We start from the raw sequence: 13,669 nt of genomic DNA, 5'->3' as shown, positions 1-13,669 counted from the left end.
ACACCTGCGCGGGTCCGGGAGTTGGGGATGGCATGAGTCAACTCGTGGACCGCACCATCACCGTCCTGCGCGCCGAGCACGACGTGCTCGCCGGTCTCGTCCGCACCCTCACCGACGATCAGCTGGCTCTCACCAGCGGCGCCGCGGAGTGGACCGTAGCGCAGGCCCTGTCCCATCTCGGCAGCGGCGCGGAGATCGGCCACGCGCCGATCGCCCAGGCAGCGGGAGAGACCGTGGCGGCCGAGGACAACCAGACGATCTGGGCCCGCTGGGACGCGTCCGCGCCGCGAGCGCAGGCCGAGGGCTTCCTGGAGCACAACGGCCGCTGGCTCGACATGGTCGAGGCGCTCACGCCCGAGCAGCGCTCGTCGCTGACCGTCGACCTCGGCTTCCTGCCGGAGCCGGTCCCGCTGCTGACCGCCCTGGGCATGCGGCTCAACGAGGTGGCCAACCACTCGTGGGACGTGCGCGTGGCCTTCGACCCGCACGCCGGGGTGAACGCCGACTCGGCCGCGGTGCTCGTCGACCACCTGGCCGGGCCCGTGGGCTTCCTGCTGGGCTTCCTCGCGAAGCCGGCCGAGCTCGCGGCACCCGTGTCCGTCGCGATCCCCGGCGCCGGTCTGGTGATCGACGACGCGGTCACCGTGGTGGACCACCTCGAGTCGCCTTCCGCGACGTTCAACGGGCCGCAGGAAGCGTTCATCCGCCTGGTCAGCGGCCGTCTCAAGGCACCGTACGACGACGGCGTCACCGTCGAGGGCAGCGTCACGCTCGACGACCTGCGTCGCGTGTTCCCCGGCTTCTGACCCAATCGCCGGGCCCGCGCAGCAGTGGCCGGCGGCGTGGTCTGGGCCGTGCCGCCCGGCCCTCGAACGCAGGTAACATCGCGGCCCGTGACTGCGGCGGACGGGGGCAGGACGCCGACGCGTCTTTCGCGAAGAGCGCTGCTCATCGGCGGCACCGTTGCCGCGTCGGTGGTGGCCCTGGGAGTGCAGGCGACGCGCACCTCGCCCGGTCCACGGCCGCACGGACCGCCCGACTGGGAGTCGGTGCCCGCGCCTGCCGGGACGACCGAGCCGGTCGAGGTCGTGTACTGCGCGGGATGGGACTCCGCCGCGCGCTCTCCGGCGTCGCCGATGTCCGAGTCGGTCGCACGCGGGCGGGACGCGGCGGGCGACCAGTACGCCGCGGTCCTGTTCGCCGGTGGGGTGGCGCGGGCGGTCGTCGAGGTGTGCTGGTCGGCCCACCACGCGGAGGTGTGGCACATCGACGCGTCCGGGCGCCGCTACCGGGGCGTCGCCTACCGCCGTTGGCCGGACGGGCGGTTGCGGCTGTTCGAGGTCCGCGGCTGGCGCTACGGCGGGCCGGACACACGTGAGTTCGCCGGCGAGAACCCGGCGTTCCGGGCCCGCGTTCACCGCACCGCGACCGCGACGGCCGAGAAGGTCGCGGTCTCGGCGGAACTGTCCGGCGGCGGGAAGCTCGACACCTGGCGCGAGTGGCAGAACTGGCCGGAACCGACGCGTCCACCGGACGACGTCGCCGTGCCCGCACCGGACGGCTGGCCGGCGCTCGCGGGGATGACCGGCCCCGTGACCGTCCGCCCCGGCCCTGATGCGGTCCCCGCCACTTTTCCGTGGCGTCCGCCGCACCCGCTGCGTCCCCGCCACGTCGAGGAGGTCGTCACCGACGGCGCGCGCTTCCGCATGCGGAACGGTCGCGTCCAGAGCATCAAGCGGATCCCGGCGGGCACGATCAGGCTGCCCAGCGGCAAGGTGCTCGTCGCGGACCCCGGCTGGCTCCACACCGACCCCAGACCGCTGACGGCGACCGCTCCGCCAGGTGAGTACCCGGTGGACGTGTTCGAGCTGGAGGCCGACGGCAAGTCGGCCTGGACGGTTGCCTGCCGGGTTGCCGTGAAGGACGCGCCTGTCACGTCGTGGGACCTCGCGTTGCTCGACGGCGAGCACGAACTGGACCTGGGCGACGGCGAGTTCTTCGGCAACCCGGTGGACACCGCCACGCTCGCCCTGGTCGACCAGGCCGGCGTCACCGCGTACCCACTGGCCGACATCGACGCCGCCACGGCCGGAGAGGCCGTCTTCCACCGGCTCTCGGATCCGAAGACCGGCACCGACCTGGTCATCGTGCCGGGGTGGAGCGACGGCGCGTTCCCCGTGTGGATCGGACGCACCGAGGACGGCGCCATCGGCTGTTTCGTCCTCGACTTCCGCGTGCCGGAGCTGGCCGACGCGGAGCCCGTCTGACTCAGCCACGCCTTCGGCATGAGCGCGTCGAGCAGCCGGAGCTGAGTGAACGGGTCGTGCCCGCGAACGTTCAGGACGTGGCTGAACGTCCGGCGTCCACGATCGCGGTGATCACGCGGTCCAGATCCGCTCGCGTGGTGCGCGGGTTGATCGTGCACAGCCGCAACGCCAACGCACCCTCCACAGTGGTCGTCGCGATGAGAGTGTGTCCACTGCCGTTGATCTCACGGCAGATGGTGTCCTGCACCTCGTTTGTTCCGTTGCGGTAGCGCAGACACACGATGCCCAGGCTCGGCCCTGCCACGAGCTCGAGTTCCCGGCTCGCCGCGACGCGCGCGGCGACGTGGTCCGCCAGGTCGAGCCCGTGATCGATGGCCGCGCGGAACGCCGCCACGCCGAAACCCTTGAGCGACAACCACAACTTCAGCGCGCGGGCCTCGGTGGTGAACTGCACGCCGTGGTCGGACAGGTTCGTCTCGGCGTCAGCGGGACGGGCGATGGCGAGATAACCCGCCTGGGCGCGGAACCTGTCGATGGTGAACGCACGGTGCAGCACCTCCGGGTTCCGCACCAGCACGCAGCCGATCTCGTACGGCTGGAACAGCCACTTGTGCGGGTCGACCACGACCGAGTCGGCTTCGTCCAGGCCGCGCAGCACCTTCCGGCCGCGTTCGGTCAGTGCCGCCGCGGCGCCGTGCGCGCCGTCCACGTGCAGCCACAGCTGTTCCTCGCGGCACAGCGCGGCGAGCTCGGGCAACGGGTCGATCGCGCCGGTCGCGGTGGTGCCCGCGTTCGCCAGCACGAGGAACGGGCGCAAGCCCGCGTCACGGTGCGCGTGGATCTCACGTCGCACCAGATCCGCGCTCATCGTCGGCAGCATCCGCACCTGCTCCTGACGCAGCCCGATGACATGACACGCGCGCAGCACGGCGGGGTGGGTCTGGTCCGAGCAGTAGAGCACCCCATCGGTCGCGTCGGCGCCGAGTCGGTCGTCGCGTGCGGCGGCGAGTGCGGTGAGGTTGGCCAGCGTGCCGCCGGGGGTGAACACGCCGCCCGCGCCCTCGGGCAGGCCGAGCAGGGTGGCGAGCCAGCGTGCCGTGACCAGTTCGACGGCGGCGGGTCCCGCACCGACCGGCCACGCACCGGGCGAGACGTTGAAGCCGGAAGCCAGCAGGTCGCCCAGCACGCCGAGGAAGTTGTTGGCGCTGGGGACGAACGCCAAACAGCCGGGGTGACCGAGTCGCAGCGACCGCGGCAGGACCTCGTGGGCGAGGAACTCGACCAGGCCGCCGGGATCGGCCGGCTGCTCCGGTACCGGTTCGTTCAGCACGTGCCGCAGTTCGTCCGGCGTCGCGAGCGTCCGCACCGGGTGGTCGCGCAGTCCGGTGAGGTGGTCGACGACGAGGTCGACCACCTGGTGACCGAGCTCGCGCATGCGGTGTGGCGGCAGGTCGATCCACCCGGCCGGGTCAGACACCGTCGACCACCAGAGCGCGCCGCACGGCCTGGATCCACTGCCGCGCCTCGGCGGTGAGCTCCGGGTCGGCGTGCACCGACGCGGCTGGGCCGGGCAGTTGCAGCAGCACGAGCTCGTCGCCCGCCCTCACCGGATCGCCGGGGTGGGCGTGCGCCCAGAGCAGCGCCTCACCAGGCCGCAACGTCGTGAGGTCGCCGGCTCCCAGTCGGTGTGGCCGACCGTCTTCCAGCCGATGCAGACCCGATGTGACGCCGTCTCGAAGCACTCCGGCCCGCTCGGCGGTCACGACGAGCTGGCTGAGTTTCAGGCAGGGCGTGCGGACCTCCTCGACGGTCACGGAAGGCAACAGTGAGGCGAGCACGTGCGTGCCGAGGGTGGGAAGCAGGCCCGCGGCGCGTTCCTGCGCCTGCACCAGTGACACCACGGTCTGAAACCGGGGGTTGATCTCGATGGCCAGCACGGCCCCGTCGGGCTCGACCAGCAGGTCGAGCCCGAACGCGCCGAGGAAGCCCAGCTTCTCCAACTGCTCCCCGACCGCGGCGCACACCTCGCGGCAGCGAGCCGCCGCACCGGCCGGGAGATCGTCTTCGGCGATGAGCTGGTTGCCGCAGTGCGCGCCCCAGTACGGCGTGAGCGATGAGATCCCGACGAGCTGATGCGACAACGCAGACACGATGGTGCCGTGCCGTGTCACGCATCCGCTCACCGTCACTGGAACACCGGGGACGTATGCCGACACCCGCAGCGTTTCGCCGTTCCACTCCCGCAGCACGTCGTCCCTGTGTTGCCGCGTCGTGACGAGGCGGGTGCCCTTGCCGGTCAGGTTGTTGGCCCTGCGCTGCACGACGAGCGAACCCGTTGCGGCAGCGGGAAGTTCGTTCGTCACCACCCACGTGCGGGGGATGTCCACTCCGGCCCGTTCGAACAACGCGAGCGAGGTGATCTTGTCCGCCGCGACGGCCACCGCGGCCGCGTCCGCGGCGAGCAACCGCAGGCCGGCGGCGGCCGCCCAGGCGTGCGCTCCGATCCCGTCCTCGGGCGCGAAGCTCACGGCGAAGCCCGCCGGTGCACGAAGATCGACCGGAAACTCGGCGTCCGCCTCCCGCCGGTGATCGCGATGGGCGAAGCGCAACCACGGGATCATCGGCGCGGCCACGGCACCGAGGAAAGGCGATCTGTCCTGCCACGTCAGCTCGGGCGCGTGGCGGCGTAACAGGCCCGTACCCTCGTCAAGCGGTACACCGCTGATGGTCTGCATCGCGGTCAGAGAACGGTGAACGTGCCCAGTGACGACTGCCGCGTGATCCCTTCCTCCGACAGGCACAGCAGCAGATCTGTCGTCGGCGCCGCCTGCACGGCCTGGGCGGACCGGCCGGCGAACACCCCACCGGTGATCGTGCCGATCTTGGTGATCACGTCGGCGCCGGGGGCGGAGGTCACGGTCACGGTGTAGGAGAACGTGCTCGTGGTGCCGTCCGCCCAGGTGATGACGCGGGTCTCCGGCACGGCCGCGAGGGGCTCCAGACATCCGGCGCTGCGGTCCACGACGAACTCGCTCGACCCGGTCGCGGCCACGGCCCCGCCGGCCCCGGTGCACGAGGTGTACTCGTCCTTCACCGTGGTGCGCAGCGGCCGCGGTGTCAGCACGACACCGGGCGAGTACGACCAGTCCGACGACGTCGTGCACACCACGGCCGCAGGTGCGTCCGCGAGCGCTGACGCGCCGGGTACGGCGAGCGGAACGAGTGCGGCCGCGACGACACCGAGCACGCGGTGGGACCTTGCGATGTGTGCCACTTGTTCACATCCGGATCTCGTGAGGGGCCGAAACGGCGGGCGTATCGTAATGATCAACGAACGACCGGCGTAAGGGTCCTCACCTGAACGGGTCATCCGGGAGATCCGCAGGCGGCAGAACGGACCCGGCCGCCTGCGTCAGGTGCTCGCGTGAGACGTCGCGGCCTGCCGCCGCGCCAGCACGGCGTCCAGCGACCAGCGGCCGGGCCCGGCGACGAGCAGGAACAGCAGGCCCAGCAGCATCGCCCAGTCCGTGCGCGACTCGTGTGCCATGTCCCACAAGCCATCCGCCTTCGGCTTGTCCGCCGAGCCACCCCACAGAATCGGGATCTTCGTCAACGCCAGCGCCAGCACCATGTTGACCAGCATCGGCACTGCTGCCAGACGAGTGAGCAGGCCCAGCAACAACAAGACCCCGCACACCGTCTCGGCCACCGCCGACAGCACGCCGAAGAACTCCGGCGCCGGGATCCCGATCGTGGCGAACCGCCCGGCGGCCTGTTCGTCCGGATACAGGAACTTGCCGATGCCCTCGGACAGGAACACCGCCCCGACCGCGAGCCGCACCAGGATCGCCGCCGGCGGTCCGTCGGCCTTCATCAGCCCGATCGTCTGGTTCACCGGGAATCACCCCCTGAACACGCCCGATCACGTCGCGGTGACGCCGGACGACGGTATCGCGCCACGGCCGGATCGCGATAGCGGCGACCGCGTGAGGAAGCTCGGGAGTTCAAGCAGGCCAACGAGATCGCCGGTCCCGTGGTCGAACGCACCTCGGCTGGACGCCTTCGGGAACCACCGGGTGAGCAGGACGGTCTCGACGACGAGTGCCCCGTACAGCGCCAGCACCGCTCCGATTCCGTTGAGAGGCTGGGGAAACGCCCAGATCACCGCGCCCGCGAGAAGCCCGGACGCCGTCCCGGTGACGACGGACCGTCCCGCCCCGGTGACGCTCCACAACGAGGTCACCACCGCGACAGCCGTCAGGATCACGACGACGAACGGCCTCGACCACGCCAGATCGCCGTTGTAGTGCATCCAGAGGAACGCACCCCCGATCGCCACGACCCCGGTGCCGAGGCCTCGCAGCAGAGCGGACGACGTGGCCGCGGGGCGCTTCCTGTTCGGCCACCAACGCCAGCCGGCGCACGACGCCGCGACCGCCGCACCGGCCAGGACGAGAAGGTGGCCCGGCTGGCTGAACCACCTGTCGGTGGCGACCGTGAGGGTGATCCAGCTCAGCGCGGCCGCCACCATGCTGGCGACCGGCGCCAGGAACCCGATCAGGATCGGTGGCAGCACAAGAGGTTTGAAGGCGGCGAACACGCCCCGGACAAGACGCGCCCATCCCTTCCCGGCAGGCTGCACGGCCCGCCAGGCGACGAGCCCGAGCCGCATGGCCGTGCGTCGCAGCGACGACCTGGTGAGCATCTCGCGGACCGACTCCCGGCCGACCTGCCGCAACAGGTTCGCCGACAACACGCGCAGCTTCAGGCGCACGTTGCTGATGCGCCGGGATGGAGCACGGCTCCACGCCGGCAGCACCCCGCTGAGCGACCTCGACCGGCTCCGCCACAAGATGGACTTCCTCGTCGCCTCCGGCGTGCCCGAGCGCGACGCGCAGATGGCGATGCTGGCCGCCAGTCGCTTCACGGTCGGCAGCGTCCTGGAAGAGCAGGCGGACACCGATGCGGCCCTGCCGCCCGGCGTACCGGTGATCGATCACGAGTCCGCGTTCGAGGCGGGTCTCACCCTCATCCTGAACGGCCTCGTGCACGCCGCGGTCACGGACCTGCCGTCGCGCTGAAGTCGAGGGGTGCCGCGGACCGGAAGATCCACCGTGGTCATAGTGAGCGCATGAAGTGGTTGCGCCGCAAGCCGACGATCATCACGGCGGTTGGCCTCACCCTGGTGCTCGTCGTCGCCGCAGCGCTGTGGAACGTCGCCAGCGCCCGCACGTTCCAGTTCTTCGGTGACCTGGTCGACCGCGTCGAGACCAACGAGAAGCTCGTGGCCCTGACCTTCGACGACGGCCCCGATCCCGCCGGCGCCCAGCAGGTCCTGGACCTGCTGAAGGCCGAGGACGTGCCGGCCACGTTCTTCCTCATGGGCCGCGACCTGGAGAAGCACCCGGAGCTCGGCAGGCAGATCGCGGACGCCAAGCACGAGATCGGCAACCACACCTACAACCACCAGCGCATGATCGGCGTTCTGCCCAGCACGGTGGCGAAGGAGATCGAGGACACCGACGCCCAGATCCGCAGGACCGGGTACAGCGGCGACATCCACTTCCGCCCGCCCAACGGCAAGAAGCTCTTCGCCCTGCCGCACTACCTGAAGGAACACAACCGCACGACGGTCATGTGGGACGTGGAACCGGACTCCGAAGGCACGCCCACCACGCAGCAGATCGCCCAGCAGACCCTCGCGGAGACCAAGCCGGGCTCGATCATCCTGCTCCACCCCATGTACGCGAGCCGCGAGCAGACCCGGCAGGCGCTCAGGCCCGTCATCACCGGGCTGAAGGAGCGCGGTTACCGGTTCCTCACCGTGTCCGCGCTCCTCGGCAGCCGTTAGATCAGGTCGGCCAGCTCCACCCGGCGCAGGAACTCGCCGCGCACCCGGTCCGCCACCGCGTTCACGACCTCGGCACCGTCGGCGGACGGGTCGATGTGCACCCGGAACGGCGGCTTCGAAGAGCCGACCACGTCCACGATCGCGTCCGCCACGGCACCGACGTCCGCCCACGACGGCTCCAGTTCGGCGAGACGGCCTCCCACCTGGTCCATCAGGCCGGGGTAGAACTCCTCGTACTCCGCGGCACGCGAGGTGTCGGCGGGGGTGCCGCTGTGCGCGAAGTGGTTGGTGCCGTGGGTGAAGGCACCCGGCACGACGATCGTGGTCTCGATGCCGAACCGCAGCAGTTCGGCGCGGTAGGAGACGGCGACCGCGTCCATCGCCGCCTTGGCCGCGAAGTACGGGGCCAGGTACGGGGGAGTGCCGCCGCGCGTCGAGCTGGAACCCACCCACACGACGTGGCCGGAGTGCTGACCGCGCAGGTGCGGCAGGGCGGCGCGGTTCACGCGCTGGGTGCCCAGGACGTTGACGTCGTACAGGGCCGCGTACTGCTCCGGCGTGAAGGCCTCGGCCGGGCCGGTGACCATGTGGCCGGCGTTGTGCACGACGACGTCCAGACGCCCTCGGTCCGCGATGATCGACGCGATCGCGGCGTCCGCGGACTCCTGCGACTGCACGTCGAGCTCGACGGCGTGCACGTCGGCCTTGTTCTCGGCCCCGAACGCCCGAAGTTCCGCCACGGCGGCCGAGTTGCGGCCCGAGGTCTCCCGCATGCCCGCGTAGACGGTGTGGCCGGCAAGGGCCAGCCTGCGGACCGTCAGCGCGCCGAAACCGCTGGACGCTCCCGTGACGACGATGACCTTGCCCATCAGATGATGCCCCCGTTCGCACGAATGGTCTGGCCGTTGATCCAGCGGGCCGGGCCCGCCAGGAAGGAGATGACCTCCGCGATGTCGCCGGTCGAGCCGAGCCGCTCCAGCGGCGGCTGCTTCGCGAGGGTGTCGATGGTCGCCTGGTCCTTGCCGTCGAGGAACAGGTCCGTGGCGGTGGGGCCGGGGGCGACGGTGTTCACGGTGATGTCCCGGCCGCGCAGCTCACGGGCCAGGATCAGGGTCAGCGCCTCGACGCCGCCCTTCGACATGGCGTAGGCGCCGTACTGGGGGAAGCGCAGGCCCACCACGGACGACGAGACGTTGATGATCGCGCCACCGTCACGCAGCCGGCGTGCGGCCTGCTGGGACACGACGAACGTGCCGCGGGCGTTGGTGCGCATGATGCGGTCGAACGTGTCGAGGTCCATGTCCGCGACGGTGCCGAGCGGCATGATGCCCGCCGAGTTCACGACGACGTCCACGCCGCCGAAGGTCTCCACGGCCAGTTCGAACGCGGCGGTGACGGCTTCCTCGTCGCCGACGTCGGCCTGCACGGCGACGGCCTGGCCCCCGTCGGACTTGATCTTCTCCACGGCCTCGTCGGCCGCGGCCTTGTTGCCGGCGTACACGATGACGACGGCCGTACCGTCGGCGGCCAGACGCTCGGCGGCAGCCCGTCCGATGCCCCTCGATCCGCCGGTGACGATCGCAACGCGAGTCATAGCAACACTCCTAGCTGGTGTTTCCGTCGTTACCTAAATCAACGTAGCACCGATATCGAATCAGTGCTACCACTGATGTGTTATCGTCGTTACATGGACACGAGAGAGCGTCTGGTGAAGGCCGCGGCCGACCTGCTCGTCGAGGGCGGCAAGGAAGCGGTGTCCACGCGCGCGGTCGCCTCGGCGGCCGGGGTGCAGGCGCCGACGCTGTACCGGCTGTTCGGCGACAAGGACGGGCTGCTCGACGCCGTGGCGGCGTTCGGCTTCTCCGACTACCTCGCGACCAAGCACGCGATGGGCGCCAGCGACAACCCCGTCGACGACCTGCGCAGGGGGTGGGAGCTGCACATCGGCTTCGGCCTGGCGCGGCCCGCGTTCTACCTGCTGATGTACGGCGAGCCGCGCAAGCGGGCGGCGCGGCTGGAGGCGGACGCGATGCTCCGCGAGATCATCAGCCGCATCGCGTCGGCGGGCCGGTTGACGGTCCCCGTCGAGCAGGCGGCGCAGTTCGTGCACGCGGCGGGCATGGGCGTCGTGCTGGCGTTGATCGCGACGCCGGAGGAGGACCGCGACCTGGAGCTGATCACGTTCTCGCGGGAGCAGGTGATCAGGGCGATCACGACGGACGTCGCACCGGACGAGCCGACGGACATCCCGAGCCGGGCGATCGCACTGAGGGTGGCACTGGAAGAGGACCCGCCCCTGATGCTGTCTCCAGCGGAACGGGCCCTCCTGGCCGAGTGGTTGAACCGTGTGGCGAAATAGCTACGCGTTCGGGTCGAACGCGATCCCGGAAGGCTTGGCCTGACCGAGGTTGTAGTTGAACGCGCTGTCCTTGATCGCCAGGGACGCGCTGCCGAAGTTCGCGTTCACGAGCTTGTCGCGCACCCCGGCGGGGAAGCGGTCCCAGCTGACCAGGGCGGGGTACTGGTAGACCCCGTAGTGGTTCTCCGCCTGCTCGCCCGCACCCGCGAGCCGGAAGCAGTGCGTGCTGGCGCCGTCCTTGTGGTAGATGATCTTCGGGTGGTCGCCTTCCCACTGCACGTTGGCACGCGGGTGGGTCTTGTACTTGCCGTGCTCCGAGGTCGAGACGAACTGGGCCACGTCGTTCTGCACCCAGACGATCACGTGCTCGATGTCGTGGCGGTGGCCGCAGCAGTCGATCAGCGGCACGGCCTGGTCCTTCTCGAAGTACAGGTCGTACAGGTAGGCGCACCAGCCGTTGTTGCACTTGGAACGGCTGTAGGAGTTGGTGTTGTCCAGGTCTGACTTGTCGTGGCAGTTGCCGTTCAGCGCGCCGGAGTTCTTCAGGCCGGGCGCGATGTCACCGGTCGGCGAGATCGCCGGGGTGGGGTAACAGCCGTCGCCGTCGTAATCGAACGCCGGCTGCCACTTGCCGTCGGCCGCCTCGTAGTTGGCGGGGATGGCCCGGGGCGGGTCAGCGAGCGCGATGCCGGGGAACAGTGCCGTGATCAGCAGTGCGCCGGCGAGCGCGGACAGGAGCTTCTTCCTCAACTTCAGGCCTCCGGGGTGCAGGGGAGTGAGGCTTGCGAGGCCGAAGGTGGTACATGAACCACGTTCACGTCTAGGTGCTTCGCCAAATCTTTGCCATACCGGGAAATTCACAACCTCGGGACGGAATCGATCACGTCCCGAGGTCGCGCTCTCATCAGCCCAGGTGGGCGCGTACCCGGTTGGCCGCGGCGACCAGGTTTCGCAACGCCGGCTCCACCTCGGCGTAACCGCGAGTTTTGAGCCCGCAGTCGGGGTTGATCCACAAACGTTCACCTGGCACCGCGCGTACCGCTTCGGTGATCAGCGCGGCGATGTCGTCCTCGCCCGGCACCAGCGGCGAGTGGATGTCGTAGACGCCGGGACCGATGCCCCGCGGGAACTCCAGGCCCTCCAGGATCTCCATCTTGGACCGTGCGGCCTCGATGGTCGTGACGTCGGCGTCGAGGTCGGAGATCGCGCCGATCACCTCGCCGAACTCCGAGTAGCACAGGTGCGTGTGGATCTGGGTGCCCGGCGTCGCGCCCGCGGTGGCGAGCCGGAACGCGCCGACCGACCACTCCAGGTACGCCGGTTGGTCCTTCCGGCGCAACGGAAGCAGCTCGCGCAACGCCGGTTCGTCGACCTGCACCACCCGGATCCCGGCGGCCTCCAGGTCGCGGATCTCGTCGCGCAACGCCAGCGCCACCTGGTTCGCCGTGTCGGCGAGCGGCTGGTCGTCGCGGACGAACGACCACGCGAGGATCGTCACCGGGCCGGTCAGCATTCCCTTGACCGGCTTGGACGTCAACGACTGCGCGTAGGTGCTCCACGGCACCGTCATCGCCTTCGGGCGCGAGATGTCGCCGTGGATGATCGGCGGCCGCACACACCGCGACCCGTACGACTGCACCCACGCGAACTCCGTGCTGGCGAAGCCTTCCAGGTGTTCGGCGAAGTACTGGACCATGTCGTTGCGCTCGGGTTCGCCGTGCACCAGCACGTCCAGGCCGATGTCCTCCTGCAGGTCGATCACGCGACCGATCTCGTCCCGCATCCGCTGCCCGTACTCGTCCTCGGTGATCTCACCGTTCCTGACCGCCGCGCGTGCCCTGCGGATGTCGCCGGTCTGCGGGAACGACCCGATCGTCGTGGTCGCGAGGGGCGGCAACCCGAGCCGGGCCTGCTGGGCCGCGGCACGGTCCTCGTACGGCGCGCGGAGGCCGTGCTCCGGCCGCAACGACGCGATGCGCGCCCGGACGTGGTCGTCGCGGCGCGGGCTGGGCACCTGGTGCCTCGCCTCGTCGGCCCAGCCGCCGTCGGCCCCGTCGCGCAAAGCCTTGCCCAGCACCACGATCTCGCGCACCTTCTGCCTGGCGAACGCCAGCCGTGCCCGCACGTCCGGCTCCAGGGTCTCGGCCTCCAGGTCGTACGGCACGTGCAGCAGCGTGGAGGACGACGACACGACGACCTCGCGCGCCGAACCCAGCAGTGTCGCGGCCTTCGCCAGCGCGGCGTGCAGGTCGGTGCGCCACACGTTGCGGCCGTCGACCAGACCTGCCACCAGGATCTTGTCGCGCAACGCGGGGATCGCCACCGACGTGTCCGGTGCGCTGACCAGGTCGATGCCGATCGCCTCGACCTGCGAGGAGGCCAGGATCGGCAACGCCTCGCCCAGGTCGCCGTAGTAGCCGGTGACCAGCAGTTTCGACCTGCCAGGCAGCCCGCTCAGCGTCCGGTACGTGCGGCGCAACGCGTTCAGTTCGGCCGGTGTGCGGTCGGCGGCGAACGCCGGTTCGTCGATCTGCACCCACTCGACGCCCTCGACGCGCAGGCGGCCGAGTAGTTCGACGTACGCCTCCAGCAGGCGGTCGAGCAGCGTCAGCGGTGCGAAACCGGGGACCGTGCTCTTGGCCAGCAACAGGTACGTGACCGGACCGAGCAGCGCGGGCCGGGTCGTGATGCCGAGTTCGAGCGCCTCGCGGTACTCGGCGATCGGCTTGTCGCCGGCCAGCCGGAACTCGGTGTCCGGGCCCAGTTCCGGCACCAGGTAGTGGTAGTTCGTGTCGAACCACTTCGTCAGTTCCAGGGCCGCGGCGCCGTCCCGGCCGCGTGCTGCCGCGAAGTAGGTGTCCAGTTCGGACAGTCCGAGGTCGCGGAACCGCTGGGGGATCGCGTCGAAGAGGAACGAGGTGTCGAGCACCTGGTCGTAGAACGAGAACGTGTTCGACGGCACGGAGTCCAGTTCGGACAGTTCGGTCCAGGTCTGCGCCCGCAGGTTCCTGGCGGTCTCCCGCAGTGCGGCTTCGTCGATCTTCCCGGCCCAGTACTGCTCGACCGCGCGCTTCAGTTCGCGCTTCGGTCCGATCCGGGGATAGCCGAAAACAGTGCTGCCAATGGTCACAAGCTCTCTCCTCGCGAGCGTGCGGAAGCACCGGAGACACGCGAGCAGGGCGGCACGGAGCC

General features: G+C 70.2%; 14 protein-coding genes. 5 read left to right on the top strand and 9 right to left on the bottom strand.

Annotated features, from left to right (window positions below):
• Window positions 1–32 precede the first annotated feature (32 nt).
• Together ACIRG5_RS20980 and ACIRG5_RS20975 are read left to right on the top strand one after the other, a co-directional pair.
• A complete protein-coding gene (locus ACIRG5_RS20980; RefSeq protein ID WP_402906871.1) occupies window positions 33–806 on the top strand; it encodes a maleylpyruvate isomerase family mycothiol-dependent enzyme in 774 nt (257 codons plus the stop codon).
• A gap of 87 nt (window positions 807–893) precedes the next feature.
• Entirely contained in the window at window positions 894–2,267 is a 1,374-nt protein-coding gene (locus tag ACIRG5_RS20975) for a DUF4241 domain-containing protein (protein ID WP_402906869.1), read from the top strand.
• 70 nt (window positions 2,268–2,337) lie between these two features.
• Here ACIRG5_RS20975 and ACIRG5_RS20970 read toward each other — a convergent pair whose 3' ends face one another.
• From ACIRG5_RS20970 to ACIRG5_RS20950, 5 genes are all read right to left on the bottom strand, one after another.
• The gene (locus ACIRG5_RS20970) at window positions 2,338–3,744 is read right to left on the bottom strand and encodes a pyridoxal phosphate-dependent decarboxylase family protein (protein ID WP_402906868.1); all 1,407 of its coding nucleotides are present in this window, start codon (window positions 3,742–3,744) and stop codon (window positions 2,338–2,340) included.
• Window positions 3,737–4,900 (bottom strand): ATP-grasp domain-containing protein, encoded by a 1,164-nt coding sequence (locus tag ACIRG5_RS20965; RefSeq protein WP_402906866.1) that lies wholly within the window; start codon window positions 4,898–4,900, stop codon window positions 3,737–3,739. Before ACIRG5_RS20965 ends, ACIRG5_RS20970 begins: the two co-directional genes overlap by 8 nt.
• Window positions 4,901–5,007: 107 nt before the next feature.
• Entirely contained in the window at window positions 5,008–5,541 is a 534-nt protein-coding gene (locus ACIRG5_RS20960; protein WP_402906864.1) for a hypothetical protein, read from the bottom strand.
• Window positions 5,542–5,679: 138 nt separating this feature from the next.
• A complete protein-coding gene (locus ACIRG5_RS20955) occupies window positions 5,680–6,162 on the bottom strand; it encodes a DoxX family protein (protein WP_402906862.1) in 483 nt (160 codons plus the stop codon).
• Window positions 6,163–6,189: 27 nt separating this feature from the next.
• Window positions 6,190–7,041: a hypothetical protein gene (locus ACIRG5_RS20950; RefSeq protein ID WP_402906860.1), complete on the bottom strand. Its 852-nt coding sequence runs from the start codon at window positions 7,039–7,041 to the stop codon at window positions 6,190–6,192.
• A 7-nt stretch (window positions 7,042–7,048) separates the two neighbouring features.
• Here ACIRG5_RS20950 and ACIRG5_RS20945 point away from each other — a divergent pair, with 7 nt between their 5' ends.
• Both ACIRG5_RS20945 and ACIRG5_RS20940 read left to right on the top strand, forming a co-directional pair.
• Window positions 7,049–7,348, top strand: coding sequence for a TetR/AcrR family transcriptional regulator C-terminal domain-containing protein (locus ACIRG5_RS20945; RefSeq protein WP_402906858.1), 300 nt, complete (start codon window positions 7,049–7,051; stop codon window positions 7,346–7,348).
• Between the two features lie 50 nt (window positions 7,349–7,398).
• Entirely contained in the window at window positions 7,399–8,118 is a 720-nt protein-coding gene (locus ACIRG5_RS20940) for a polysaccharide deacetylase family protein (RefSeq protein WP_402906856.1), read from the top strand.
• Here the strand turns inward: ACIRG5_RS20940 and ACIRG5_RS20935 are convergent.
• Window positions 8,115–8,987, bottom strand: coding sequence for an SDR family NAD(P)-dependent oxidoreductase (locus ACIRG5_RS20935; protein WP_402906854.1), 873 nt, complete (start codon window positions 8,985–8,987; stop codon window positions 8,115–8,117). The two genes, ACIRG5_RS20940 and ACIRG5_RS20935, sit on opposite strands and share 4 nt — an antisense overlap.
• On the bottom strand, window positions 8,987–9,712 hold the full coding sequence (locus ACIRG5_RS20930; RefSeq protein ID WP_402906852.1) for an SDR family oxidoreductase: 726 nt from the start codon (window positions 9,710–9,712) through the stop codon (window positions 8,987–8,989). Before ACIRG5_RS20930 ends, ACIRG5_RS20935 begins: the two co-directional genes overlap by 1 nt.
• A gap of 93 nt (window positions 9,713–9,805) precedes the next feature.
• On the opposite strand from ACIRG5_RS20930, the gene ACIRG5_RS20925 reads away from it, so the two are divergent.
• Window positions 9,806–10,477: a TetR/AcrR family transcriptional regulator gene (locus tag ACIRG5_RS20925; RefSeq protein ID WP_402906850.1), complete on the top strand. Its 672-nt coding sequence runs from the start codon at window positions 9,806–9,808 to the stop codon at window positions 10,475–10,477.
• Here the strand turns inward: ACIRG5_RS20925 and ACIRG5_RS20920 are convergent, their stop codons facing one another.
• On the bottom strand, window positions 10,478–11,227 hold the full coding sequence (locus tag ACIRG5_RS20920) for an NPP1 family protein (protein ID WP_402906848.1): 750 nt from the start codon (window positions 11,225–11,227) through the stop codon (window positions 10,478–10,480).
• A 154-nt stretch (window positions 11,228–11,381) separates the two neighbouring features.
• On the bottom strand, window positions 11,382–13,607 hold the full coding sequence (gene metE / locus ACIRG5_RS20915) for a 5-methyltetrahydropteroyltriglutamate--homocysteine S-methyltransferase (protein WP_402906846.1): 2,226 nt from the start codon (window positions 13,605–13,607) through the stop codon (window positions 11,382–11,384).
• Between the last annotated feature and the right edge of the window lie 62 nt (window positions 13,608–13,669).

This window comes from Lentzea sp. NPDC102401 (assembly GCF_044765805.1).
Lineage (GTDB): Bacteria > Actinomycetota > Actinomycetes > Mycobacteriales > Pseudonocardiaceae > Lentzea > Lentzea sokolovensis.
This window is presented reverse-complemented; position numbering and strand designations above follow the sequence as displayed.